At 72.7% G+C, this 23,565-nt stretch carries 23 protein-coding genes; 16 read left to right on the forward strand and 7 right to left on the reverse strand.

The features are described from left to right. The first annotated feature begins 198 nt into the window (after positions 1–198). The 9 genes from ACGFI9_RS28220 to ACGFI9_RS28260 all read left to right on the forward strand — a co-directional run bounded on the left by ACGFI9_RS28220 (position 199) and on the right by ACGFI9_RS28260 (position 10,041). A complete protein-coding gene (locus ACGFI9_RS28220) occupies positions 199–492 on the forward strand; it encodes a DUF1905 domain-containing protein (RefSeq protein WP_393182613.1) in 294 nt (97 codons plus the stop codon). Between the two features lie 104 nt (positions 493–596). Then, positions 597–1,124, forward strand: coding sequence for a crossover junction endodeoxyribonuclease RuvC (ruvC, locus tag ACGFI9_RS28225; RefSeq protein WP_393182614.1), 528 nt, complete (start codon positions 597–599; stop codon positions 1,122–1,124). Next, the gene (ruvA, locus tag ACGFI9_RS28230; RefSeq protein WP_393182616.1) at positions 1,121–1,723 is read left to right on the forward strand and encodes a Holliday junction branch migration protein RuvA; all 603 of its coding nucleotides are present in this window, start codon (positions 1,121–1,123) and stop codon (positions 1,721–1,723) included. The genes ruvC and ruvA overlap by 4 nt, the downstream gene beginning before the upstream one ends. Beyond that, a complete protein-coding gene (gene ruvB / locus ACGFI9_RS28235) occupies positions 1,720–2,784 on the forward strand; it encodes a Holliday junction branch migration DNA helicase RuvB (RefSeq protein WP_393182618.1) in 1,065 nt (354 codons plus the stop codon). Before ruvA ends, ruvB begins: the two co-directional genes overlap by 4 nt. A gap of 139 nt (positions 2,785–2,923) precedes the next feature. Then, positions 2,924–3,268 carry a preprotein translocase subunit YajC gene (gene yajC, locus ACGFI9_RS28240; protein WP_393182619.1) on the forward strand — a complete coding sequence of 115 codons (345 nt, stop codon included), beginning with the start codon at positions 2,924–2,926 and terminating at the stop codon, positions 3,266–3,268. A 221-nt stretch (positions 3,269–3,489) separates the two neighbouring features. Then, on the forward strand, positions 3,490–5,415 hold the full coding sequence (gene secD, locus ACGFI9_RS28245; protein ID WP_393182621.1) for a protein translocase subunit SecD: 1,926 nt from the start codon (positions 3,490–3,492) through the stop codon (positions 5,413–5,415). Between the two features lies 1 nt (position 5,416). Then, the gene (secF, locus tag ACGFI9_RS28250) at positions 5,417–6,607 is read left to right on the forward strand and encodes a protein translocase subunit SecF (RefSeq protein WP_393182623.1); all 1,191 of its coding nucleotides are present in this window, start codon (positions 5,417–5,419) and stop codon (positions 6,605–6,607) included. A 104-nt stretch (positions 6,608–6,711) separates the two neighbouring features. Continuing rightward, on the forward strand, positions 6,712–7,278 hold the full coding sequence (locus ACGFI9_RS28255) for an adenine phosphoribosyltransferase (protein ID WP_393182625.1): 567 nt from the start codon (positions 6,712–6,714) through the stop codon (positions 7,276–7,278). A 315-nt stretch (positions 7,279–7,593) separates the two neighbouring features. After that, positions 7,594–10,041: a RelA/SpoT family protein gene (locus ACGFI9_RS28260; RefSeq protein WP_393182818.1), complete on the forward strand. Its 2,448-nt coding sequence runs from the start codon at positions 7,594–7,596 to the stop codon at positions 10,039–10,041. Between the two features lie 68 nt (positions 10,042–10,109). Here the strand turns inward: ACGFI9_RS28260 and ACGFI9_RS28265 are convergent, their stop codons facing one another. Next, a complete protein-coding gene (locus ACGFI9_RS28265) occupies positions 10,110–10,949 on the reverse strand; it encodes a peptidylprolyl isomerase (RefSeq protein ID WP_393182627.1) in 840 nt (279 codons plus the stop codon). A gap of 64 nt (positions 10,950–11,013) precedes the next feature. Then, on the reverse strand, positions 11,014–11,880 hold the full coding sequence (locus ACGFI9_RS28270) for a peptidylprolyl isomerase (RefSeq protein WP_393182629.1): 867 nt from the start codon (positions 11,878–11,880) through the stop codon (positions 11,014–11,016). A gap of 261 nt (positions 11,881–12,141) precedes the next feature. On the opposite strand from ACGFI9_RS28270, the gene ACGFI9_RS28275 reads away from it, so the two are divergent. The 3 genes from ACGFI9_RS28275 to ACGFI9_RS28285 are packed head-to-tail and all read left to right on the forward strand — an operon-like array spanning position 12,142 to position 15,242. Then, on the forward strand, positions 12,142–12,861 hold the full coding sequence (locus ACGFI9_RS28275; protein WP_393182631.1) for an MBL fold metallo-hydrolase: 720 nt from the start codon (positions 12,142–12,144) through the stop codon (positions 12,859–12,861). Positions 12,862–12,914: 53 nt separating this feature from the next. Continuing rightward, entirely contained in the window at positions 12,915–14,255 is a 1,341-nt protein-coding gene (gene hisS / locus ACGFI9_RS28280; protein ID WP_393182633.1) for a histidine--tRNA ligase, read from the forward strand. A 51-nt stretch (positions 14,256–14,306) separates the two neighbouring features. Continuing rightward, complete coding sequence (locus ACGFI9_RS28285) at positions 14,307–15,242, forward strand: acyl-ACP desaturase (RefSeq protein ID WP_393182634.1); 936 nt, start codon at positions 14,307–14,309, stop codon at positions 15,240–15,242. 160 nt (positions 15,243–15,402) lie between these two features. On the opposite strand, the gene ACGFI9_RS28290 is transcribed toward ACGFI9_RS28285, so the two are convergent. After that, the gene (locus ACGFI9_RS28290; protein ID WP_393182636.1) at positions 15,403–15,912 is read right to left on the reverse strand and encodes a PaaI family thioesterase; all 510 of its coding nucleotides are present in this window, start codon (positions 15,910–15,912) and stop codon (positions 15,403–15,405) included. Positions 15,913–15,968: 56 nt separating this feature from the next. Here ACGFI9_RS28290 and ACGFI9_RS28295 point away from each other — a divergent pair, with 56 nt between their 5' ends. Continuing rightward, positions 15,969–16,442 carry a winged helix-turn-helix transcriptional regulator gene (locus tag ACGFI9_RS28295; RefSeq protein WP_393182638.1) on the forward strand — a complete coding sequence of 158 codons (474 nt, stop codon included), beginning with the start codon at positions 15,969–15,971 and terminating at the stop codon, positions 16,440–16,442. Between the two features lie 57 nt (positions 16,443–16,499). Here ACGFI9_RS28295 and ACGFI9_RS28300 read toward each other — a convergent pair whose 3' ends face one another. Continuing rightward, positions 16,500–17,330 (reverse strand): SGNH/GDSL hydrolase family protein, encoded by an 831-nt coding sequence (locus ACGFI9_RS28300; RefSeq protein WP_393182639.1) that lies wholly within the window; start codon positions 17,328–17,330, stop codon positions 16,500–16,502. A gap of 246 nt (positions 17,331–17,576) precedes the next feature. Here ACGFI9_RS28300 and ACGFI9_RS28305 point away from each other — a divergent pair, with 246 nt between their 5' ends. Further along, on the forward strand, positions 17,577–18,635 hold the full coding sequence (locus ACGFI9_RS28305) for a S1 family peptidase (protein ID WP_393182641.1): 1,059 nt from the start codon (positions 17,577–17,579) through the stop codon (positions 18,633–18,635). 106 nt (positions 18,636–18,741) lie between these two features. Here the strand turns inward: ACGFI9_RS28305 and ACGFI9_RS28310 are convergent, their stop codons facing one another. The 3 genes from ACGFI9_RS28310 to ACGFI9_RS28320 all read right to left on the reverse strand — a co-directional run bounded on the left by ACGFI9_RS28310 (position 18,742) and on the right by ACGFI9_RS28320 (position 20,590). Beyond that, positions 18,742–18,990: a S1 RNA-binding domain-containing protein gene (locus ACGFI9_RS28310; RefSeq protein WP_393182643.1), complete on the reverse strand. Its 249-nt coding sequence runs from the start codon at positions 18,988–18,990 to the stop codon at positions 18,742–18,744. 191 nt (positions 18,991–19,181) lie between these two features. Continuing rightward, positions 19,182–19,850: a DUF998 domain-containing protein gene (locus ACGFI9_RS28315; protein ID WP_393182644.1), complete on the reverse strand. Its 669-nt coding sequence runs from the start codon at positions 19,848–19,850 to the stop codon at positions 19,182–19,184. Between the two features lie 35 nt (positions 19,851–19,885). After that, the gene (locus ACGFI9_RS28320; protein WP_393182645.1) at positions 19,886–20,590 is read right to left on the reverse strand and encodes a hypothetical protein; all 705 of its coding nucleotides are present in this window, start codon (positions 20,588–20,590) and stop codon (positions 19,886–19,888) included. Positions 20,591–20,762: 172 nt separating this feature from the next. On the opposite strand from ACGFI9_RS28320, the gene ACGFI9_RS28325 reads away from it, so the two are divergent. Both ACGFI9_RS28325 and aspS read left to right on the forward strand, forming a co-directional pair. Then, on the forward strand, positions 20,763–21,611 hold the full coding sequence (locus tag ACGFI9_RS28325; RefSeq protein ID WP_393182647.1) for a hypothetical protein: 849 nt from the start codon (positions 20,763–20,765) through the stop codon (positions 21,609–21,611). 115 nt (positions 21,612–21,726) lie between these two features. Then, the gene (aspS, locus tag ACGFI9_RS28330; RefSeq protein WP_393182649.1) at positions 21,727–23,532 is read left to right on the forward strand and encodes an aspartate--tRNA ligase; all 1,806 of its coding nucleotides are present in this window, start codon (positions 21,727–21,729) and stop codon (positions 23,530–23,532) included. Positions 23,533–23,565: the final 33 nt, after the last annotated feature.

Consider the following 23,565-nt stretch of genomic DNA (forward strand, 5'->3'; position numbering starts at 1 on the left):
GTGTGGCCGGCGGCACATGGGGCGACGACACATACTCGACCGCTTCAGTGTGTGGCGCGCACCGCCTCCGCTCGGCCCGGCGCTCCCGGCCGGCCCGGCCGGTTTGTCGGAGGGTGGTGACAACCTGTTCCCGGCCGCCGCGACCGGCCCCGGGGCGGGGGCGCGGCGCGTCGCCGGACCGACGTGCGGGAGGTGGACATGACGGGCGTGGAGCCGAGCGGGGCGCCGTCCTTCGACGCGACGCTGATCCGCTGGTCGGGCGCGGGTGGCTGGGTGTTCGCCCCGGTGCCGCAGGAGCACGCGCCGGACGCCGCGGGCCCGTTCGGCCGGGTGCCGGTGACCGCCACCGTCGACGGCCGCACCTGGTCGACCAGCGTCTGGCGGGACCGGCGGGCCGGCTGGCTGCTGCCGGTGCCGGCCCGGATCCGCGCCGGCAAGGACGACGGCGACCGGGTCACCGTCACGGTCGAGGTCGATCCGACGCGGCGGTGACCACGTCGGCCGCGAGGCGTGGGCGTGTCCCGCCCGGCGGTCGTCGGGCGGCACCAGTAGGGTGTCGAACACACGTACTGCTGGCGGCTGGGGGAGGAGGCGGCGTGCGCGTGCTGGGCGTCGACCCGGGGCTGACCCGGTGCGGGGTCGGCGTGGTCGAGGGCGTGCCGGGCCGGCCCTGCACGCTGGTCGCCTACTACGTCGTCTACACCGACCCGACCGACGAGCTGCCGCTGCGCCTGCTGCACCTGGACCGTTCGCTGACCGACCTGGTCGCCGAGCACAAGCCGGACGCGGTCGCCGTGGAGCGGGTGTTCACCCAGCACAACGTCCGCACGGTGATGGGCACCGCCCAGGCCAGCGGGATCGCCGTGCTGGCCGGGGCGCGGGCCGGCCTGCCGGTGCAGACGTACACGCCGAGCGAGGTCAAGGCGGCGGTGACCGGATCCGGCCAGGCCGACAAGGCGCAGATGACGACGATGGTCACCCGGCTGCTGCGGCTGCCCGAGCCGCCCCGGCCGGCCGACGCCGCGGACGCCCTGGCCCTGGCCATCTGCCACGTCTGGCGCGGCGGCACCCGGTCCAAGCTGGCCCTGGCGGCCGAACGGGCACGACGAGGAGGACAGCGATGATCGCCAGCGTACGCGGCACGGTGACCGCGACCGGTCCGGATCACGCGGTGGTGGAGGTGGGCGGCATCGGCCTGGCGGTGCAGTGCGCCCCGGGCACCCTCGCCGAGCTGCGGGTCGGCCAGCCGGCCCGGCTGGCCACCAGCCTGGTGGTCCGGGAGGACTCGCTCACCCTCTACGGCTTCGCCGACGACGACGCCAAGCAGCTGTTCGAGCTGCTCCAGACCGCCAGCGGGGTCGGCCCCCGGCTGGCCCAGGCGGTGCTCGCCGTGCACACCCCCGACGCGGTCCGCAAGGCCATCGCCAACGCCGACACCGCCGCGCTGACCCGGGTGCCGGGCATCGGCAAGAAGGGCGCCGAGCGCCTCGTCCTCGAACTGCGCGACCGGATCGGCCCGGTGCCGGTCGGCGTGGACGGCGCCGCCGGGGTGACCGCCGGCGCCTGGCCGGAGCAGGTCCGCCAGGCCCTGGTCGGGCTGGGCTGGACGGCCGGCCAGGCCGAGCAGGCGGTGGCCGCGGTCGCGGAGACCGTCGACGGGGACGTCCCGCCCGTGCCGGTCCTGCTCAAGCAGGCCATCCGCCTCCTGGGCCGCACCCGATGACGGGCGACAACCTCGTCTCGGCGTACGTCAGCGACGCGGAACGGGACGCGGAGGCCAGCGTCCGGCCGAAGCGCCTGGAGGAGTTCATCGCCCAGCACCGGGTCCGCGACCAGCTCGACCTGCTGCTCCAGGGGGCGATGCGCCGCGGCTCCCCACCCGACCACATTCTCCTCTCGGGGCCGCCCGGCCTCGGGAAAACGACGTTGGCCAATATCGTGGCCGCCGAGCTGGGTTCCGGGATCCGGGTGACCAGCGGCCCGGCCATCGAGCGCTCCGGCGACCTGGCCGCCATCCTGACCAGCCTCACCGAGGGCGACGTCCTCTTCATCGACGAGATCCACCGGATCGCCAAGCCGGCCGAGGAACTGCTCTACAGCGCGATGGAGGACTTCCGGGTCGACGTGGTGGTCGGCAAGGGGCCGGGCGCCACCGCCATCCCGCTCGACGTCGAGCCGTTCACCCTGGTCGGCGCGACCACCAGGTCCGGGCTGCTCACCGGTCCGATGCGGGACCGGTTCGGCTTCGTGGCCCACCTCGACTTCTACGCCCCGGCCGACCTGGAGGCGCTGCTGCGCCGGTCGGCGCGGATCCTCGGGGTGCCGATCACCGACGACGGCGCGGCGGAGATCGCCGGCCGGTCCCGGGGCACGCCCCGGATCGCCAACCGGCTGCTGCGCCGGGTCCGCGACTTCGCCGAGGTCCGGGCCGACGGGGTGGTCACCCTGGAGACCGCCCGGGCCGCCCTCACCGTGTACGACGTCGACGCCCTCGGGCTGGACCGGCTGGACCGGGCGGTGCTCACCGCGCTGGTCGACTCGTTCCGGGGCGGCCCGGTCGGGCTCTCCACCCTCGCGGTGGCGGTGGGGGAGCAGCCGGACACGGTGGAGGAGGTCTGCGAGCCCTTCCTGGTCCGGGCCGGGCTGCTCGCCCGTACGCCCCGCGGTCGCGTGGCCACCGAGGCCGCCTGGCACCACCTGGGCCGTACGCCGCCGAATGGTACATTTGGCACGGATGCCCCTCCGGCGCCCGATCTGTTCTCGGTGCAGACCGATCAGCCGTGATCCGAACGTGATCTGTGCCGCATTCGGTGTTCCCAGGAGCAGGGATTAGACTTCGCCGCGGTCTGTACAGGACGTGAGAATCCGCCTCCGCTCCGGCGCCCTCGGGGCCGGGCGGGGGCCAATGGGAAGGTCGACAACCGTGCTTTACGCAGCAGCGAGTGGCGGGGGAGCCGGCGGTCTGACGCCGATCCTCATGATCGCTCTGCTCTTCGGCGTCATGTACTTCATGATGATCCGCCCCCAGCAGAAGCGGCGCCGCGAGGCCGAGCAGATGCAGTCCGCGCTCTCCCCGGGCGACGAGGTGGTCACCATCGGCGGGCTCTACGGCACGGTCACCGACGTCGAGGACGAGACCGTCCTGCTCGAGGTGGCCCCGGGCGTGCAGACCCGGTACGCCCGCCCGGCCATCGCCCGGGTGGTCACCCGGGCCGAGCGCCCGGAGGCCGAGACGATCACCGAGGAAGCCGAGCCGGTCAAGGAGTGACCGCCGGCCCCGGACGGGGCAGCGGATTCACCGATACAAGTGGATAGTTGGGTCGGCGTCCGACGCCGACACGCGTACCACCCGCCCGACGCCGCCGCGTCGTGGGCCGGGTGGCGTGTCGGCCGGTGACGTCGACCCGCCAGAGCAGTCGGGCGGACACCCCCGGCCCGACTTCGTCGCCGCTGCCCAGCGGCGCGACCGTACAGGGAGACAAGACAGCCGTGGCACCACCTCAGGGACAGATGCGCCCCGGACGGCAGCTCGCCGTGCTCGGGCTCATCTTCGTCGTCCTCTATCTCTTGGTGTTCTTCTCGGGCGGCGCCAGCGGTGGCTGGAAGGACCGGCTGGAGCCCCGGCTCGGCCTGGACCTGATCGGCGGCACCCGGCTGACGCTCGAGGCCACCAACACCGTGGACGGCAAGCCCCCGACGGCCGCCAACCTCGAGGAGGCGCGCCAGATCATCGAGAGCCGGGTCAACGCGTACGGCGTGGCCGAGGCCGAGGTGGTCACCGAGGGCAACCGGAACATCGTCATCTCCCTGCCCGGTCAGAACCGGGACCTGACGAACGTCGGTGAAGCCGCGGAGCTGCGCTTCCGCAAGGTCCTCAAGGCCACCGACGGCAGCGGCGCGGCCGCCGCCCCGGCCCCGAGCCCGAGCGCCAGCGCCACCCCGGCCCCGTCCGGCAGCGCGACGCCGCAGCCGTCCGGCAGCGCCTCGCCGAAGGCCAGCAGCAGCGCCAAGGCCACCGCGTCGCCGAGCGCCGGCGGCCAGGGCGGGATGGCTCCCACCCCGACGCCGAGCGCCAGCGCCGCCGCGCCGACGCCGTCGGCCTCGGCGAGCGCGTCCCCGAGCGCCAGCCCCAGCGCCGCGCCGGTGCCGCAGAGCATCGAGCAGCAGCGCAAGGCCGTCGAGCAGAAGGTCGGCGCGGCCGCCTGGGCCGCCGCCTCCGGCCTGTCGGCCCCGGCCGACCTCACCACCGACCCGTCGCTGGCCGAGAAGCTCAAGCCGTTCGGCACCCTCTCCCCGCAGGAGATCGCGGTGCTGCCGGTCCAGATGCAGTTCAACGTCCCGACCATCACCTGCGCCCAGCTCGACAAGCGGCCGCCGGCGTCGATCAAGGACGAGAAGCAGCAGGCGGTGGCCTGCGAGGCCGGCGCCAAGTACCTGCTCGACGTGGCGAAGGTGCTCGGCACCGACGTCGACGACGCCAACGCGGTGCTCGACCAGACCAGCTCCTGGGTGGTCAGCCTGAACTTCACCGGCAAGGGCCAGGAGAAGTGGACCGCGCTGACCCGGGAGGCGTTCAACAACGAGGGCGGGGCCTGCGACCAGACCGCGCTCGGCCAGGACGGCAAGTGCCGGGTCGCGGTGGTGCTGGACAACGAGATCGTCTCCTCGCCGGAGATCCAGGGCGTGCTCACCGGTGACTCGCAGATCACCGGCAGCTTCGACAACAAGAGCGCGAACGCGCTGGCCAGCCAGCTGCGCTACGGCGCGCTGCCGGTGACCTTCGTCCCGCAGGAGCAGCAGAACGTCACCGCGACCCTGGGCGACAGCCACCTGAAGGCGGGTCTGCTGGCGGCCGGCATCGGCATGCTGCTGGTCATCATCTACTCGTTCTTCTACTACCGGCTGCTCGGCTCGGTCATCTTCCTCAGCCTGGTGCTGTCCGGCCTGCTGGTCTTCGGCGCGCTGGTGGTGCTCGGCCGGTCGATCGGCTTCACCCTCACCCTCGCCGGCATCGCCGGCATGATCGTGTCACTCGGTGTGGCGGCGGACTCGTTCGTCATCTACTTCGAGCGGCTCAAGGACGAGATCCGCGAGGGACGCAGCCCACGCAGCGCGGTGCCGCGGGCGTGGGTCCGGGCCCGCCGGACGATCATCTCGGCGAACGCCATCACGCTGATGTCCGCCGTGGTGCTCTACATCGTCTCGGTCGGCGCGGTGAAGGGCTTCGCCTTCGCGCTGGGCCTGGCGACCGTCCTGGACCTGGTCGTCGTCTTCCTCTTCCGTCACCCGATCATGACGATGTTCGCCCGGACCCGGGCGTTCCTGTCCCCGCGGGTCAGCGGTCTCGGCCGGGCCCTGCCGGCCCGGTCGGCCGAGCAGGGCGCCGCCCGCAACCCGCGCGTCAAGGAGGCCTGAGATGGCTAAGAGTGGTCTGGCCGCCCGGCTCTACCGGGGCGAGGCCGATCTCAACATCGTCGGCAAGCGCAAGCTGTGGTTCACCGTCGCCGGCGTGCTGGTGCTGATCGCCGTGCTCAGCTTCGCGATCCGGGGCTTCAGCCTCGGCATCGAGTTCGCCGGCGGCAACTCGTTCCAGGTGCCGGCCAGCGTCGGCACCCTCACCCAGGCCGAGGACAAGGTCAACGCGGCGCTCGCGTCCGACGGCGGCGGCGCCGAGGTGGTCACCGCGCAGAAGGTCGGCAGCACCAGCGGCGAGTACTACGAGCTGCGCACCTCGCAGCTCAGCGCCGACCAGGCCACCGCGGTCAAGGCCAAGATGGCCCAGGAGTTCGGCATCCAGCCGGACCAGATCAGCGGCAGCCAGGTCTCCGAGGCCTGGGGCAGCCAGGTCACCTCGCGGGCGCTGCTCGGTCTGCTGATCTTCATCGCGGTGGTGGCGATCTACCTGGTCCTGCGCTTCGAGTGGCGGATGGCGGTCGCCTCGATCGCCTCGCTGCTGACCAACCTGGTCCTCACCGCCGGCATCTACTCGCTGGTCGGCTTCGAGGTCACCCCGTCGACGATCATCGGTTTCCTCACCATCCTGGGCTTCGCGCTCTACGACGTGGTGGTGGTCTTCGACAAGGTCCAGGAGAACACCCGGGGCATCACCGCGAACAACAACATGACCTACGGCGAGGCGGCCAACCTGGCGCTCAACCAGAGCCTCATGCGGTCGCTGAACACCTCCGTGGTCGCCCTGCTGCCGGTCGGTGGTCTGCTCTTCATCGGTGCGGGCCTGCTCGGCGCCGGCACGCTCAAGGACCTCGGTCTGGTGCTCTTCGTCGGTATGGCCGTCGCGTTCCTGACCTCGATCCTGCTGGCCACCCCGCTGCTGGTGCTGCTGAAGAACCAGGACCCGCGGATCAGCGCCCACAACAAGCGGGTGCTGGCCCGGCGCGGCGCCATCGCCCGGGGCGAGGTCACCCCGAAGGGGGCGCCGAAGGCCGCGCAGGCCGCCGACGAGACCATCGACCCGGAGACGGCGGCGCTCGCCGGCGCCGCCCCGAAGGTCGGCGCGCGGCCGGCCGGCAAGCGTCCCACCGGCGCCCGGGGCGGCCGCCCCAGCGGGGGCGGGGGCAACCGGCCGGGCGGCGCGAAACGCCGCTGACCGGGCCGGGGGAGACCCGGTAGGAATCGACCGGACGGCGTCCGCCATGCTGTGCGAGCAGCATGACGGACGCCGTCGTCGTTCGAAGGGACATGGGACGTACCGTGACGGAGACGCACACGACCGGGGTACGGGGAGACAGCGGCCCGGAGGTCGCCCAGCTGGTCGCCAGCCGGGTGCTGGACGTGCCGGACTTCCCCAAGCCCGGGGTCATGTTCAAGGACCTGATGCCGCTCTTCGCCGACGGCGACGTGTTCCGTGAGGTGATCGACGGGATCGTCGCGTACCACGGGCGTGACTCGTTCGACGCCGTGGCCGGCATCGAGGCGCGCGGCTTCGTGCTGGCCGCGGCCATCGCGTACGCCACCGGGGTCGGCGTGGTGCCGGTGCGCAAGGCGGGCAAGCTGCCCCGGGCCACGCACACCGCCTCCTACGCGCTGGAGTACGGCGAGGCGACCCTGGAGGTGCACCAGGACGCGTTCACCGCGGGCCACCGGGTCCTCGTGGTGGACGACGTGCTGGCCACCGGCGGCACCGCCGAGGCCACCCTCGACCTGGTCGAGCGGGCCGGCGGCACGGTGGCCGGCTTCACCGTCCTGCTGGAGCTGGGCTTCCTGAAGGGCCGGCAGCGGCTCGCCCCGCGTCCGGTCCATGCCCTGTTGACCGTTTGACGTTCCGGCCCGTCGGACCGACCCGGCGCGGTCCGTCCGGCGGAGCGGCGACGTACCCTGCGTGCGGGTAGCATTGCCCTTTGCCGACCGGGCGGGTGACCGTCCGGTGGCGCGGCGACCGGCCGCACGGCCGGCACGGCGCGGGGCCGCCGGGACCGCGAGGTCCCCGGTGGCCGGAAGCGGGCCACGTCGGCCGGGGCGGTCGACGTGGAACAACGCCGGCCCCTCGGCCGGTTGTACAGGACGTCGGCCGGACGGCCGGCGCATCCCCGGCGAGCGGTGAGGAGGCCGGTGTCCCACGATGTCGTCCCTCCGGTGGAGGGCACGGTGCACCCGACAGGCGACGCGGACGGCTCGGTGACCGAGCGGAGCGGCAACCCGCCGGCCCGGGTGACCGGCGCCTCCGGCGGCGGGCCCGACGCGACGGCGGACGGCGGGGCGGTCGTGGTGCCGTTCCGGGCCGAGGCCGCGGGCGAGCCCTCGCCCAGCGGCGGCTTCGCCCTCTCCAACGCGCCGACCGGCCGGCGGGTGCGCGCCCGGCTGGCCCGGTTCAACGCGCCGTGGCAGACCTCCCAGGTCAGCGAGGTCCTGGAGCCGCTGATCGCCACCCACCGGGAGAACCACCCCAAGGCCGACGCCCGGCTGCTCCAGCGGGCCTTCGACACGGCCGCGCGCTGGCACTCGGGTCAGTACCGCAAGTCCGGTGACCCGTACATCACCCACCCCCTCGCGGTGGCGACCATCCTGGCCAACCTGGGGATGGACACCACCACCCTGGTCGCCGCGCTGCTGCACGACACGATCGAGGACACCGAGTACACCCTCGACCAGATGCGCGCCGACTTCGGCGGCGAGGTGGCCCTGCTGGTCGACGGCGTGACCAAGCTCGACAAGGTCAAGCTGGGTGACGCGGCCAAGGCGGAGACGATCCGCAAGATGGTCGTGGCCATGGCGAAGGACCCGCGGGTCCTGGTGATCAAGCTGGCCGACCGGCTGCACAACATGCGTACCCTGACCTTCCTGCCCCGCCCGAAGCAGGAGCAGAAGGCCAAGGAGACGCTGGAGATCCTGGCCCCGCTCGCGCACCGCCTCGGTATGAACACGATCAAGTGGGAGCTGGAGGACCTCGCCTTCGGCACCCTGTTCCCGAAGCGGTACGAGGAGATCAACCGGCTGATCGGGGAGCACCAGCCGCAGCGGGAGGCGCTGCTGCGCCAGGTGACCCAGAAGGTGTCGACCGACCTGAAGGCCGCCAAGATCAAGGCGGAGACCACCGGGCGGCCGAAGCACCTCTACTCGATCTACCAGAAGATGATCGTGCGGGGGCGCGACTTCAACGACATCTACGACCTGGTCGGGGTGCGGATCCTGGTCGACACGGTGCGCGACTGCTACGCGGCGCTGGGGGTCATCCACGCCAACTGGCAGCCGGTGCCGGGCCGGTTCAAGGACTACATCGCCATGCCCAAGTTCAACATGTACCAGTCGCTGCACACGACGGTCATCGGGCCCACCGGCAAGCCGGTGGAGATGCAGATCCGCACGTACGCGATGCACCGCACCGCCGAGTTCGGCATCGCGGCGCACTGGAAGTACAAGGAGCACAAGGGCACCCCGGTGGTCGGTCCGCCGGCGCACATCGACGAGATGACCTGGCTGCGCCAGCTGCTCGACTGGCAGCGCGAGGCGGCCGACCCGAGCGAGTTCCTCGACGCGCTCCGGTTCGACCTGTCCAGCCAGGAGGTGTACGTCTTCACCCCGAAGGGTGACGTCATCCCGCTGCCGACCGGGTCGACGCCGGTGGACTTCGCGTACGCGGTGCACACCGAGGTCGGGCACAAGTGCATCGGGGCGCGGGTCAACGGCAAGCTGGTGCCGCTGGAGTCGACGCTCTCCAACGGCGACGTGATCGAGATCTTCACCTCGAAGTCCGACACGGCCGGCCCGACGCAGGACTGGCTCGGCTTCGTCAAGAGCCCGCGCGCCCGCACCAAGATCCGCCAGTACTTCAACAAGGAGCGGCGCGAGGAGGCGATCGAGGCCGGCAAGGACTCGATCGTCAAGGCGATGCGCAAGCAGGGCATGCCCCTGCAGCGGATGCTCACCTCCGACAACCTGATGGCGATCGCCCGGGACCTGCACCTGGCCGACGTGGCCTCGCTCTACGCGGCGGTCGGGGACAGCCAGGTCTCCGCCCAGTCGGTGGTGCAGAAGCTGATGGCCACGTACGGCGGCGAGGAGGGCGCGGCGGAGGACATCGCCGAGACCGCCGTCGCCACCCGGCCGCCGCGCAGCCGGGCCAGCAGCCACGACCCGGGAGTGGTGGTCCGCGGGGTCAGCGACGTCTGGATCAAGCTGGCGCGCTGCTGCACGCCGGTGCCGCCGGACGCCGTGTTCGGCTTCGTCACCCGCTCCGGCGGGGTGAGCGTGCACCGGGACGACTGCGCGAACGCCGAGGACCTCAAGGCGCAGAGCGAGCGGGTGGTCGAGGTGAGCTGGAAGCTGACCTCCGCCTCCACCTTCCTGGTCGCCATCCAGGTGGAGGCCCTCGACCGGCACAAGCTGCTGGCCGACGTCACCCGGGTGCTCTCCGACGAGCGGGTCAACATCCTCTCCGCGACCGTCACCACCACCCGGGACCGGGTGGCGGTGAGCCGGTTCAGCTTCGAGATGGCCGACCCGAAGCACCTGGGGCACCTGCTGGCCGCGGTCCGCAAGGTCGACGGGGTCTTCGACGCGTACCGGGTCACCTCGGGGGCCTGACCGGCCCCGACGTACGGAAAAGCGCCCGCCGGCTCAGCCGGCGGGCGCTTCCGCGTGGTACGGGCGGGTCAGCCGCCCTGGATGGCGCTCATCGTCAGCTTGTTGATGACCATCTCCTTCTTCGGGTGACCGCCGCCGGCCTGCTGGGCGAAGGCGCCGTCGTCACCGGCCGCCGCCACCTGCTTCACCAGGTCCATGCCGCCGGTGATGGTGCCCACCACCGTGTAGTTCGGGTCGAGCTGCGAATCGCCGTAGACGATGAAGAACTGGCTGCCCGTGCTGCCCTGCTGGCCGGAGTTGGCCATCGCGATGACGCCCTCCGGGTACGGCGGCCGCTCGTCGGTCGGCAGGTTCTCCTCGGGCATGTTGAAGCTCGGGCCGCCGGTGCCGTCGGTCTCCCGCCAGCCCTTGCCGGTCGCGCTCGGGTCACCGCACTGGAGCACCTTGATGCCCTGGGTGACCAGCCGGTGGCATTTGGTGTTGTCGAAGAAGTTCTTGCTGGCCAGGTAGGTGAAGCTGCCCGCCGTGCACGGCACCTCGGCCCGGTTGACCGTCGCGGTGATCGGCCCCAGGTTGGTGTCGATCGTCATGGTCTGGGTGCCCTTGTTGTCCTGCTGGTTCGGCGGGACGCCCACGTCCTTGATCTGCTTGGAGCGGGCGTCCTTCGGCACCTCGACGTAGGTGCACTGCGAGAAGCCGGCCGTGCTGGCCGTGGTGCCCTTCTTCTCGTCGCCGCCGAGCGAGGTGACCAGCCAGACCGTCCCGGCGACCACGAGCACCAGCACGGCGGCGGCCCCGACGATGGCCTGCGTCTGCCGGCGCTTGCGGGCCCTGGTGGCGCGCTCGGCCATCTCCCGCTCGAGTCGGGCCCGCGCCGCCGCGCGCTGCCGCTCTCTCGTGGACGTCACGGTCACTCCTCCGGATATCTCGGGTGCGGCGCTGCCGCTGCTGTTCAGGGGCGGTCGGGCCGGGTCAGCCGGCGCTCGGGCTGGCCGACGGCGCGCCGGTGGCGGCCGGGGCGGCGTTCACCTCGCCGACGGTGAGGCTCTGGATCACCACGTCCGTCTTCGGCTTGACCTTGGCTCCGCTCCCATTGTCCACGGTCGGGAGGGCCCCGATCTTCGCCAGCACGTCCAGGCCGCCGGTGACCTTGCCGATGATCGGGTACTTCGGCTGGGCCGGGTTGAAGTCCTTGAAGAAGATCAGGAACTGGCTGCCGTTGGCGCCCGGCGGGTTCGCGATCATCGCGACCGTGCCCTTCGGGTACGCCGGGGCCTGGCCCGGGGCCGGCGAGCCGGACGGGCTCGGCGCCGGGGTGGGGACGTTCTCGTCGTAGAACGAGTACGCCGGGCCGCCGATCCCGGTGCCACTCGGGTCGCCGCAGCGCAGCGCGCCCTCGGTGGTGATCTCGTGGCACTTGGTGTTGTCGTAGAACGACTTGCCGGCCAGGAACGAGATGCTGGCCCCCGCGCACGGCGCCGAGGCGAGGTCGAGCTCGGCGGTGATCGGTGCGCCCTGGTTGGTGGTGACCGTCATCGCCCGGGTGCCGGAGGTCGGCAGGCCGGTGGTCGGCGGGGTGCCGACGTCCTTGAGGTTGGTGTTCGCGCCGGCGTCCTGCGGGGTCCAGAGGCAGACGTCCTCGGCGGCCTTCTTCTCCGGCTTCGAGTCGAACGCGCCGAGCGCCCAGGCCGAGCCGACCACGATCAGCGCGAGCACCACCGCGGCGCCGACACCGGCCTGGATCTGCCGGCGGCGCTTGGCGGCCGCCGCCCGCCGGGCGAGCTGCCGGTCGAGCTTGGCCCGCGCCAGTTTGCGCTGCCGGTCCCTGCTGGAAGCCACCCGTGCTCCCCTTCCTCTACCCTGGTCCTCGCCGGCGCCCGGGCGCGGTCCGCCCGTCGGTGCGCAGGTGCGCCACGCCACACGCCCGCCAGAGTGTACGGCTACCGGCTGGGAAAGTGGTGTACGAGGTCGGGCCTCGGTTTATCGGGCGTTGTCACTGTGGTTCCCGGGACGGCCGGGACCAGTGGGTCGGCGGAAAGCGGTGGCCGGTGCGACTAGGCTGCTGAGCGGGACGACGACAGCAACGGAAGGGGAGCGGACGTGCTCGTGGCCGGCTTTCCCGCGGACGCCTTCGGCACCAACTGCTACGTGGTGGCGACCGCGCCGGGGGAGCAGTGCGTGGTGGTCGACCCCGGCATCGGGGTCCTCGACCGGCTCGACGCCGTGCTCGCCGAGCACCGCCTGCACCCGGTCGCCGTGCTGCTCACCCACGGCCACCTCGACCACACCTTCTCGGTGGCTCCGGTCTGCGGCGCGCGGGGCATCCCCGCGTACGTCCACCCGGAGGACCGGGAGCTGCTGGCCGACCCGGCCAAGGCGCTCTCGATGGACCCCGCCCAGCTCTTCGGTGGTCGGCTGCCGTACGCCGAGCCGGATGACGTGGCCGAGCTGACCGACGGCGGCACGCTGTCCCTCGCCGGCCTGGAGATCACCGTCGACCACGCCCCCGGCCATACCGGCGGGTCGGTGCTGTTCCGGATGCCCGGCGCCGGCTCGCCCTGGGAGGCCGAGCAGCTCTGCCTCTCCGGTGACGTGCTCTTCGCCGGCTCGATCGGCCGCACCGACCTGCCGGGCGGCAGCATGCCCCGGATGCTGGACAGCCTGCGGGACAAGGTCCTCCCGCTGGCCGACGACACGGTCGTCCTGCCCGGCCACGGCCCCGCGACCACCATCGGCCGCGAGCGCGCGACCAACCCGTACCTCCTCGAGGTGGCGGGGACCGGCGGCGCGCGCCCGGCCGCGCCCACCCGCGGCCTGTAGCCGCCGCGACCACGACGTCCCCGCGCGGTCCGCGCGGGATCAAGGAGTACGCCATGAGCAAGCCCACGCCCATCTCCGGCTTCCCGGAGTGGACGCCCGCCCAGCGGATGATCGAGCAGTTCGTGCTCGACCGGATCCGCGGCACCTTCGAGCTGTACGGCTTCGCCCCGCTGGAGACCCGGTCGGTCGAGCCGCTCGACCAGCTGCTGCGCAAGGGGGAGACCTCGAAGGAGGTCTACGTGCTGCGCCGGTTGCAGGCCGACACCGACGGTCCGGCCGGTGACGACGCGCTCGGCCTGCACTTCGACCTGACCGTGCCGTTCGCCCGGTACGTGCTGGAGAACGCCGGCAAGCTGCAGTTCCCGTTCCGCCGCTACCAGATCCAGAAGGTGTGGCGGGGCGAGCGCCCGCAGGAGGGGCGCTACCGGGAGTTCCTCCAGGCCGACATCGACATCGTCGACCGGGACACCCTGCCGGCGCACTACGAGGCGGAGATGCCGCTGGTCATCGGCGACGCGCTGCGCTCGCTGCCGATCCCGCCGGTGCGGATCCAGGTGAACAACCGCAAGATCTGCGAGGGCTTCTACCGGGGCATCGGGCTCACCGACCCGGAGGCGGCGCTGCGCGCGGTCGACAAGCTCGACAAGATCGGCCCGGCGAAGGTGGCCGAGCTGCTGGCGGAGACGGCCGGGGCGAGCGAGGCGCAGGCCAAGGCGTGCCTGGCGCTGGCGGAGATCTCCGCGCCGGACGCCTCCTTCGCCGACGCGGTGCGCGCCCTCGGGGTGAGCGACCCGCTGCTCGACGAGGGCATCGCGGAGCTGGTCGCGGTGGTGGAGACGGCCGCCGCGCACTCGCCCGGCCTCTGCGTCGCCGACCTGCGGATCGCCCGGGGCCTGGACTACTACACCGGCACCGTCTACGAGACGCAGATGGTCGGCTACGAGCGGTTCGGCTCGATCTGCTCCGGCGGCCGCTACGACAACCTGGCCAGTTCGGGGAACGTCCGCTTCCCCGGCGTCGGCATCTCGATCGGGGTGACCCGGCTGCTCGGCCTGCTCTTCGGCGCGGGCACGCTGTCGGTCTCCCGGGACGTGCCGACCTGCGTGCTGGTCGCGGTGACCAACGAGGAGGAGCGGGCGGCCAGCAACAAGGTCGCCGAGGCGCTGCGCTCCCGGGGCATCCCCGCCGAGGTGTCGCCGAGCGCGGCCAAGTTCGGCAAGCAGATCCGGTACGCGGAGCGGCGCGGGATCCCGTACGTCTGGTTCCCCGGGGCCGAGGGCGACGCGGTGAAGGACATCCGCTCGGGCGAGCAGGTGGCCGCGGCGGCGGGGGAGTGGACCCCGCCCCGGGCGGACCTGAAGCCGCTGGTCGGGCCGGCGCCGACTGGCGCCTGACGACGATTCGACCTACGGTGGCGTAACTTACGCCACCGTAGGGAGAACGTCGTGACCGTGCTCAGCCAGACCGCCCTGCTCCACGAACTCGAACCCGTCGTCGAGAAGAACCTCGACCGGCACCTGTCGCTGGCCAAGGAGTGGTTCCCGCACGAGTACGTGCCGTGGGGCGAGGGGCGCACCTTCGACGGCCCGCTCGGGGGCGAGCCCTGGTCCGAGGCGGACAGCACCCTGCCCGAGGTGGCCCGGACCGCGCTGATCGTCAACCTGCTCACCGAGGACAACCTGCCCTCGTACCACCACGAGATCGCCACCCTCTTCGGTCGCGACGGGGCGTGGGGGACCTGGGTGCACCGGTGGACCGCCGAGGAGGGGCGGCACGGCACCGCCATCCGGGACTACCTGACGGTGACCCGGGCGGTCGACCCGGTCGCCCTGGAGCGGGCCCGGATGGTGCACATGTCCACCGGGTACCGCAACGCGCACGACGACGAGGTGCTGCACTCCCTGGCGTACGTCTCGTTCCAGGAGTTGGCCACCCGCATCTCGCACCGCAACACCGGCCGGGCCACCGGCGACCCCACCTGCGAGGCGCTGTTGGCCCGGGTGGCCGCCGACGAGAACCTGCACATGGTCTTCTACCGCAACCTGCTCGGCGCGGCGTTCGAGCTGGCCCCGAGCCAGGCGATGCGGGCGGTGGCCGACGTCCTCGCCGACTTCCAGATGCCCGGGGCCGGCATCGAGGGCTTCGCCCGCAAGTCGGTGGCCATCGCCCTGGCCGGCATCTACGACCTGCGCCAGCACCGCGACGAGGTGGTCGTCCCGGTGCTGCGCCAGTGGAACCTCTTCGAGGCGACCGGGCTGGACGCCGACGGCGAGGCCGCCCGCGACCAGATCGCCGCCCACCTCGACACCCTGGAGACCCAGGCCGCCCGCTTCGAGGAGAAGCGGGCCACCCGCACCGCCCGCCTCGCCGCCGCCCGCTGACCCCTTCCGCCACCCCCACCCCACCCCGCCCCGCCGCGCCCCGCCCCGGCGATCTTGCGCTTTGGGTGCCGGCAAATGCCGCGAATGCCCCTGTTTCCGCAACCGCAAGTGCAAGATCGCCCCGGGCGGGGAGGGCGGGCGGGGAGGGGGAGGGGGTGGGTCAGGCGGGGGCGTCGAGGGGGAAGAGGAGGCAGGTCGAGGTGGCGTGGGCGATGAGGCGGTTCCGGGTGTCCGTCAGGCGGGCCTCGGCGAGCGCGGTACGGCGGCCGCGCTGGAGGACGGTGCCCTCGCAGCGGAGGGTGCCGCTGGCGACGGTGACCGGGCGGAGGAACTTCACGTTCAGGTCCAGCGAGGTGTAGCCGACGCCGACCGGCAGCGTGGTGTGCACCGCGCACCCGGCGGCGGTGTCCAGCAGCGTGGAGATGATGCCGCCGTGCACGGTGCCGAGCGGGTTGTAGTGGAACTCCTGCGGCACCAGCTCGACGGCGACGCGACCCTCGTCCGCCTCCATCCGGGCCATGTCGATCAGGTGCATCACCGGCGGGGCGGCCAGCTCGCCGGCGATCATCGCGCGCAGCAGCTCCAGGCCGCTGCGGCGGCCGATGTGCGCGGCCCCGGCCACCGGGTCGGACCAGGAGAACGTACGGCTGCGGTCCTGCGTCTGGGTCATGGACTCAGCCTCGCAGCGCGTTGCTGAGTCTGTCAATCAGACCTAGCCTGGTCGGCATGAGACCCGCGGCACTGGACTGGTCGGTGGAGAACTGCACCATCGCCCGCGCCATGGAGATCCTCGGCGAGCGGTGGACCCTGGTCGTGCTCCGCGAGGTCTTCAACGGCGTACGCCGCTTCGACGACATGCGGGTCCGCACCGGCATCCCCCGGCAGGTGCTCACCAACCGGCTCGCCATGCTGGTCGAGCGGGGGGTGCTGCGCCGGGAGCCGTACCGGGAGCCGGGCAGCCGGGCGCGGCACGAGTACCGGCTCACCGACAAGGGGCTCGACCTGTGGCCGGTGCTGGTGGCGGTGCTCGGCTGGGGCGACCGCTACCTGGCCGACCCGGACGGCTCCCCGCTCGCCGTCAGCCACCGCGACTGCGGGGCCGAGGTCCGGGTCGCGCTGCGCTGCACGGAGGGGCACGAGGTGACCGACCCGCGCGACGTGCTGCCCCGACCGGGGCCCGGGGCCCGGCGCCGGGTCTGAGGCACTCCGCCGGCGTGCGGACGTCCGAGCGCGTCCGCACGCCGCAGGGGGAGGGGCCTACCAGCCGAAGCCGTTGGCGTACGAGACGCTGGCGAGCACCGCCTGTCCGCTGGTGTTCGGGTGGAAGTAGTCCCAGGTGGAGACCTGGCTCAGCACGAACGGGTAGTTGAACACGGCGTTGTCGTCGAAGTCGCAGTTCGCCCCGTACGCGGTGCAGGCCTGGGCGAGCTGGGTGTTGAAGTCGACCACCCGCTGCCGGACCCGGGCCCGGCGGTCCACGTCTGCCTGGCTGGTCGAGGTCGGGTTGGCCAGCATGGACTGGCAGATACCGAAGAGCGACCAGGCACTGCGGGCGCTGCCACTGTCCTTGCCCACGTACCAGAGGCGGTAGATGTCCGGGATGCTGATCACGGCCACCCGGGCGTTGGGCAGCCCCGCCTTGATCCGGTTGAGCGCGCTGTCGATGTTCGCCCGGAAGGTGGCCACCGAGGTCATGGTGGATTCCGAGCTGGTGCAGGCGTCGTTGGCGCCGATCAGCATGGTGACGTACTCGACGCCCTGGCTGACCGCGCTGCCCGCCTGGCCGTACATGTCGGCGGACTTGGCGCCGGTCTTCGCGTCGTTGTAGTTGCGGCCCTGGATGGTCGGGTTGACCGCCCGGATCCGCAGGTAGTGGCTGTTGACGCTGGAGTAGTCGCCGGTGCTGAACGACCGCGAGGTGCAGTCGGAGTACCAGCCGCAGGCGTTGAAGCCGCGGGTGATGGAGTCGCCCATGCTGGCCATCGAGTTGGGCGGTGGGGTGGCGGCGGCGACGGCCGGACTGGCGGCGAGCAGGACGAGGGCGGTGGCGCCGGCGAGGGCGGCCAGCGCGCGGTGGGTGAGGGTCATGGTGGCCTCCGGAGCACGGGTGCCGGCGTAACTGCGGTGGCCAGATCGTATAGACGTCTGTCTGTGTCCACAATGTTGCGTCGTGGTTACCGCTGGCGGCGGGCGAATTCGGGCAAAGCGATGTCTTGCTTACGATCTTAAATATGTGAATACTTGGGTCGCTCGGCCGGTTTCCCCAGGTCGGCCGGGTTGTCCTCGGGCGCGTCGCTGTGACGCCGCCCGTCACCCCCATCCGGAGGTTGTTACATGCGACCCACGAGGTCCTCGCTGCGCCGCGCCGCGGCGATCGCCGTGGCCGGCACCCTGGTCACCGGCTCGCTCCTCGGCGCACCCGCCCAGGCCGCCCCCGCCTCGCCCGCGTCCCCCGACGCCGCCGCCGCCCTGGCCGCCCAGCTGGGCGACCGCGCCGCCGGCACGTACGCCGACGCCAGCGGCAAGATGGTCGTCGCGGTGACCGACGCCGCGGCCGCCCGCCAGGTGCGCGCCGCCGGCGCGACCCCGAAGCTCGTCACCCGCGGCGCCGACGAGCTGAAGGCGGCCACCGCCGAACTGCAGCGGTCGGCCCGCATCCCAGGCACCGCCTGGTGGACCGACCCGGTCACCAACCAGGTCGTCATCTCCGTCGACAGCACCGTCACCGGGGCCAAGCTCGACCAGGTCAAGGCCGCCGTGGCCCGGACCAACGGCGCGGTCCGGCTCATCTCCGAGCCCGGTGTGCTGAGCACCCGGATCAACGGCGGCCAGGCCATCTACGCCGGTGGGGGCGGTCGCTGCTCACTCGGCTTCAACGTGCGCAACAGCGCCGGCACGTACTACTTCCTGACCGCCGGCCACTGCACCAACATCTCGGCGAGCTGGTACACCAACTCCAGCCTGACCACCTACATCGGCCCGCGCGTCGGCACCAGCTTCCCGGGCAACGACTACGGCATCGTCCGGTACGACAACACCGGCCTGTCGCACCCGGGCACCGTCTACCTCTACAACGGCACCTCGCAGGACATCACCGGTGCGGGTAACGCCTACGTCGGCCAGTCCGTCAAGCGCAGCGGCAGCACCACCGGCGTGCACAGCGGCTCGGTGACGGCCACGAACGCCACGGTGACCTACGCCGAGGGCAGCGTCTACGGCCTGATCAAGACCACCGTCTGCGCCGAGCCCGGGGACAGCGGCGGCTCGCTCTTCGCCGGCAGCACCGCGCTGGGTCTCACCTCCGGCGGCAGCGGCAACTGCTCCTCCGGCGGCACCACCTACTTCCAGCCGGTCACCGAGGCGCTCAGCGTCTACGGCGTCAGCGTCTACTGATCGACCCTCGCGAGCGGGCCGCCGGGCGACCGGCGGCCCGTTCCGCGTACCGGCCGGCGGCCGCGCCGGGCCCGGGCGGGCGTAACCGCCCGCCCGGGCCCTGCGGTCAGGCCGCGACGAGACTCACCCGCCGCCGGTCGCCGTCGAACTCCCGGACCCGGGCCGCGACCCGGGCACCGGCCGCCGGCCGGTCCCCGGTACGCAGCAGGCCCGGGATCCCGCCGGGCAGTTCGACGAGAGCGCCGAACGGCACCACGCGGGTGACCCGGACGCTCACCACGTCGCCGACGTCGTGCCGCGCCCGGAACCGCGCCCACGCGTCGTCGCGCGGATCGGGCTGAGCTGAGCTGGTCATGTGTGTCACCTCCTTCCTCCGCAGGCTCCTCATCGGGCGGCGGAGGAAGGCGGGCCCCGGGCCCGCGCGGTGGTCAAGCGGTGGCCGGGCGCTTCTTCCACTCACGGCACACGGCCGACCCGGCAGTCATGCCACCACCGTACGGGCCCGTTACGCCGGCGCGGAAGAGTTCGCCGAGGACGACGTACGGGTCAGTCACCTGCGGCCGGCCGACCCGAACCGACCGACGGGCGGGGTGGCGCCGCCTCGGCGCCGGACCAGCGCCGGTGGGCCCGGCGCGCGGAGAGCAGCGCGAGCAGTGGCCAGAGGGCGACCGCCACCGCCGTCACCCGTTCCGCCAGACCGGTCCGGGACCCGCCGGTCACCTCCAGCACGAACCAGCCGAAGAGCACCAGCAGCAGCGCCGTCGCGGTCAGCGCCACCGGCCGCCGGAACGCCCACGGTGGCTCGGCCGGTACCGCCGCCCCGGGCAGCCGCAGGGCCGCCCCGGCCGGCCAGAGCACCAGGGCGAGGACGGCGACGGTCGCCACGGTGCCGTGCGCCAGCGAGCCACCGACCTGCGGGCGGGGGAAGGCGATCAGCGCGACGGTGGCCGTGCCGCCGACGGCGAGCAGGAACCGGGCGGGCAGCCCCGCGGCGTGCAGCACGGCGGCGGTGGCGAGGTAGCAGCAGCCGAGCAGCACCAGGCAGCCGGTCATGATCCACGGATCGACGGCGCCCGGCGCGGCCAGCTCGCTGAGGGTGTCCCGGACCGGGTCGTACCCGCTGGGTTGCCGGGCGGCGGCCACCGTCCAGCCGGTCACCAGCAGGACCGGGGCCGCTGCGGCCGTGACCACGGCCCAGAGCGGTACGGCACGCATCCGGCCACGGTAACCGCCGTCCGCCCGGTCTTGGGTCAGGCCGGCGTGATCCGGGCGCCGGTTAGCACCACGATGGACCCGGGGTACTCGCACGTGACGGACAGGATGAGGTCGTCGGCGCCGGACAGGTCGGCGGACAGCGTGCCTGGCTTGCCCTCCTGGGCTTCCGCTGACGCCCGCTTCAGCCGGTCCACGCCGCTGTCGTCCGGCCGGCGGACGGCGACGTACACGGTGACCCGTACCCGGGCCTGCGGGTCGTCCGGCGAGTACGCCCGCACCCCGAGCGTGAGGTCCTGGTAGCGGCGCAACAGCTCGTACGTCACCTCGCGCTGCTTGTCCTGGGCGACGTTCTCCGGGCACCGGATTGCGATCGCCCGATCCAGACCGTCCTGACCAGTCAGCGCCCGGGGCAGTGGGACCTTGTTGGCGTCGCCGGCCTTCAGCTGCAGGTTGTCCACGTGCACGCTGGCCGGCCCGGAGGTCGGGGGAGCGGCGGTGGACGTCCCGGTCGTCAGGGCGGTCGCCCCACCCGGGCTCGGCGCGCCGGTCACGCCGGCCGGGGTCCGGCCGGCGCCCGGGTCGGTCTTCTCCCAACCGAAGTAGTCCCGCAGCAGGGCGCCCCCGCCGAGGAGGACGCTGAGCACCGCGGTCACCGTGGTGATCCACACGACCCAGTTCGGGCCGTCCCGGCCCTCGGCCCGACCGGCCTCGACGGACTGCTCCTTGTCGACGGTCGCCACGTCTCTCCCCGGTCCGTTTGTGGTCGACGGGATTGCGCCCGTGTTTCTATCATCACGTCCATCCACAAGCGACTCCGCGTACCTTTGCTGTCCGCTTGGTGACAGCGCAAGCCCCGCGATCCTGCGATAACCGCACTTTCCTCCGACCGTCACCTGTTCAGGAGAACCGCCCATGAGCGAGTCCCGCGGGCCGAACGACGCCCAGCCGACCTTCCCGGGAGCGAACCCGCCTGCCGCCGGTGGCGCCGCTCCGCCCGGCGCCCCCGGCCGGCCTGCCGCGCCCCCGCCCGCCGGTGGCGTCCCCGGTCGGCCCGCCTCCGCCCGTCCAGCCGGGCAGGGGCTGACCCTGCTCGCCCTGGGCGTCGCCGGGCTCGCCCTGCTGCTGGCGTTCGGTTCGGCGATCTTCGCCTGGCGGGCCATCGACCAGGCGAAGGATGCGAAGGAGATCGCGCTGCGGCCCGCGGCGGCGGGCACGGCGGCGACCGGTGGGCCGGATGGCGGGCAGCCGACCACCAGCGCACCCACCGAAACGGAGAGCACCGCCCCCGACGACACGCCCCAGTCTCCGGGGGAGGCGCCCGCACTCAACGAGCGGACGGTCTACCGGCCCCGGTACGAGAAGGAGCCGCTGCTCGTCAAGGCGTCCTGCAGCTACTCGATGTACGCCGACCTGGACGAGCCGCGGGCGAAGAACGACGAGGACGGGGCCGACGTCAGGTTCACCATGGGCTGTGGCAACGACGCGTCGACGCTCCGGCTGGAGGACGGGGTCGAGGGCACCGACGCGGCCAGCGCGGGCATGACGCCGCAGGAGTGCGCCGACAAGATCCGGACTGCCCCGATCAGCGACAACCAGCCGGTCCCGGTGCGCAAGGGCACGGCGATCTGCATCACCACCGACTACGGCGACGCCAAGGCGCACGGCAGGCCGTGGCGGATGGCGCTGATCGAGGTGGTGGGGGTGGCCAACAGCGGCGCGGCGACCCTCCAGGTGACCGGCTGGGACATCCCCGACGCCTGAACCGGTTCGGTCGCCCGGGTGACCGGGTGACCGGGTTGCCGGGTGGCGCGGGGCGCGCTCCGCCAAGCTGACAGAATGCGGGGGCAGCCCGTTCAGCGATGAGGAGACGCAAGCCGTGATCCGTACCCACAATGCCGGAAGCCTGCGCGCCGCGGACGCCGGCTCGACGGTGACGCTCGCCGGGTGGGTGGCCCGCCGGCGCGACCACGGCGGTGTCATCTTCGTCGACCTGCGCGACGCCTCGGGCGTCGTGCAGGTCGTGTTCCGCGAGGAGGACGCGCACGCGCTGCGCAACGAGTTCTGCGTGAAGGTCACCGGCGAGGTGACCCGCCGCCCCGAGGGCAACGAGAACCCGGACCTGCCGACCGGTGAGATCGAGGTGACCGCGACCGCGCTGGAGGTGCTCTCCGAGGCCGCCCCGCTGCCGCTGCCGGTCGACGACCAGGTGGAGGCCGGCGACGACATCCGGCTCAAGTACCGCTACCTCGACCTGCGCCGCAGCGGCCCGGCGAAGGCGATGCGGCTCCGCTCGCGGGCCAACCAGCTCGCCCGCACCGTGCTGCACGAGCGGGACTTCCTGGAGATCGAGACCCCGACGCTGACCCGGTCCACCCCGGAGGGCGCCCGCGACTTCCTGGTCCCGGTCCGGCTCCAGCCGGGCAGCTGGTACGCGCTGCCGCAGTCGCCACAGCTGTTCAAGCAGCTGCTCATGGTCGGCGGCATGGAGCGCTACTACCAGATCGCCCGCTGCTACCGGGACGAGGACTTCCGCGCCGACCGGCAGCCGGAGTTCACCCAGCTCGACATCGAGATGTCCTTCGTCACCGAGGACGACGTGATCGACCTCGGTGAGGCGATCGTCGCGGCGCTCTGGTCCGACCTGGCCGGTCACGAGATCCCCCGGCCGATCCCCCGGATCACCTGGCACGACGCGATGTCCCGGTACGGCTCGGACAAGCCGGACCTGCGCTACGGCGTCGAGCTGACCGAGCTGACCGACTACCTGCGCGGCACCGAGTTCCGGGTGTTCGCCGGCGCGATCGACGCCGGCGGGTACGTCGGCGCGGTGGTCATGCCGGGCGGCGCCGGCCAGACCCGCAAGGAGCTGGACGGCTGGCAGGACTGGGCCAAGGCGCGCGGCGCGCGGGGCCTGGCGTACGTGGTGCTGGACGCGGAGACCGGGGAGGCGCGCGGCCCGGTGGCCAAGAACCTCTCCGAGGCGCACCTGGCCGGGCTGGCCGACGCGGTCGGCGCCAAGCCGGGTGACGCCATCTTCTTCGCCGCCAGCACCAACACCCGGGAGGCGCAGGAGCTGCTCGGCGCGGCCCGGATCGAGATCGCCAAGCGGGCCAACCTGGTCGACGAGAGCGCCTGGGCGTTCTGCTGGGTGGTCGACGCGCCGATGTTCGAGCGCACCGACGAGGGCGGCTGGACGGCCGTGCACCACCCGTTCACCTCGCCGAACGCCGAGTGGGTCGACCGGTTCGAGGAGGCCCCGGACCAGGCCCTGGCCTACGCGTACGACATCGTCTGCAACGGCAACGAGATCGGCGGCGGCTCGATCCGTATCCACCGCGGCGACGTGCAGCAGCGGGTCTTCGACCTGCTCGGCATCACCCCCGAGGAGGCGCAGGACAAGTTCGGCTTCCTGCTCGAGGCGTTCAAGTACGGCCCCCCGCCGCACGGCGGCATCGCTTTCGGCTGGGACCGGGTCTGCATGCTGCTCGCCGGTGCCGACTCGATCCGCGAGGTCATCGCCTTCCCGAAGACCCGTGGCGGCTTCGACCCGCTGACCGGCGCGCCCACGCCGATCACCGCGCAGCAGCGCGCCGAGGCCGGCGTCGACGCCAAGCCCAAGGCGCCGACCGGCCCGCACGCCGGCACCGCCGGCCCGGTCGCCCCGGTGGCCGACCCGACCTGATCGCGCTCGTGACCGAAGGGTCTCCGCCATGAT

The sequence above is a fragment of the Micromonospora sp. NPDC048930 genome, assembly GCF_043197935.1.
In the GTDB taxonomy this organism is placed as follows: domain Bacteria; phylum Actinomycetota; class Actinomycetes; order Mycobacteriales; family Micromonosporaceae; genus Micromonospora.

Excerpts from the sequence above, each read along its gene's own strand:
- ACGFI9_RS28220 (WP_393182613.1), top strand. The coding sequence starts at position 199 with ATGACGGGCGTGGAGCCGAGCGGGGCGCCGTCCTTCGACGCGACGCTG.
- ruvA (WP_393182616.1), top strand. The coding sequence starts at position 1,121 with ATGATCGCCAGCGTACGCGGCACGGTGACCGCGACCGGTCCGGATCAC.
- ruvB (WP_393182618.1), top strand. The coding sequence starts at position 1,720 with ATGACGGGCGACAACCTCGTCTCGGCGTACGTCAGCGACGCGGAACGG.
- secF (WP_393182623.1), top strand. The coding sequence starts at position 5,417 with ATGGCTAAGAGTGGTCTGGCCGCCCGGCTCTACCGGGGCGAGGCCGAT.
- hisS (WP_393182633.1), top strand. The coding sequence starts at position 12,915 with ATGAGCAAGCCCACGCCCATCTCCGGCTTCCCGGAGTGGACGCCCGCC.
- ACGFI9_RS28290 (WP_393182636.1), bottom strand. The coding sequence starts at position 15,912 with ATGACCCAGACGCAGGACCGCAGCCGTACGTTCTCCTGGTCCGACCCG.
- ACGFI9_RS28295 (WP_393182638.1), top strand. The coding sequence starts at position 15,969 with ATGAGACCCGCGGCACTGGACTGGTCGGTGGAGAACTGCACCATCGCC.
- ACGFI9_RS28300 (WP_393182639.1), bottom strand. The coding sequence starts at position 17,330 with ATGACCCTCACCCACCGCGCGCTGGCCGCCCTCGCCGGCGCCACCGCC.
- ACGFI9_RS28305 (WP_393182641.1), top strand. The coding sequence starts at position 17,577 with ATGCGACCCACGAGGTCCTCGCTGCGCCGCGCCGCGGCGATCGCCGTG.
- ACGFI9_RS28310 (WP_393182643.1), bottom strand. The coding sequence starts at position 18,990 with ATGACCAGCTCAGCTCAGCCCGATCCGCGCGACGACGCGTGGGCGCGG.
- ACGFI9_RS28315 (WP_393182644.1), bottom strand. The coding sequence starts at position 19,850 with ATGCGTGCCGTACCGCTCTGGGCCGTGGTCACGGCCGCAGCGGCCCCG.
- ACGFI9_RS28325 (WP_393182647.1), top strand. The coding sequence starts at position 20,763 with ATGAGCGAGTCCCGCGGGCCGAACGACGCCCAGCCGACCTTCCCGGGA.